Origin of the sequence: Borrelia persica No12 (assembly GCF_000500045.1) — a bacterium.
In the GTDB taxonomy this organism is placed as follows: domain Bacteria; phylum Spirochaetota; class Spirochaetia; order Borreliales; family Borreliaceae; genus Borrelia; species Borrelia persica.
Genome location: NZ_AYOT01000158.1, coordinates 1 through 294, shown reverse-complemented (window position 1 = coordinate 294; position 294 = coordinate 1). Strand labels below are relative to the sequence as shown.

The 294-nt window shown below is 31.0% G+C and carries 2 protein-coding genes; both read right to left on the bottom strand.

What is annotated here, in order from left to right; translation table 11 throughout:
- A partial coding sequence (locus U881_RS12300) for a DUF1463 family protein (RefSeq protein ID WP_152520688.1) occupies positions 1 to 123 on the bottom strand: 123 nt, incomplete at its 3' end.
- 2 nt (positions 124 to 125) lie between these two features.
- Positions 126 to 287, bottom strand: a complete 162-nt coding sequence (locus U881_RS12295) for a DUF787 family protein (protein ID WP_268744157.1) — start codon at positions 285 to 287, stop codon at positions 126 to 128.
- Between the last annotated feature and the right edge of the window lie 7 nt (positions 288 to 294).

Genomic DNA, 294 nt, shown 5'->3' with positions numbered 1-294 from the left:
CCTATCTTCAGTACTAGATACAGCTCTTGTTGTAGGTTCACTTGTGAGCTCTAATTTACCACCTTGAATTTCATTGCCTTCAATTGAGAAAAATATTTTACTCAAATCATAAAGTTGTTCCATGATTAATTCTCCTTAATATTATTTAGATAATCTTTAATATCTTGAGCCGTGATGTTGAGAGTAACAGCGTTAAGAGAGTAGTTATAAGTGATTTCTATTGATAATACAAGTTTCAGTTGTCGTGTTGGGGATATTTGAATTTTAAGTTTAGAATAGGCAACAATTATACGA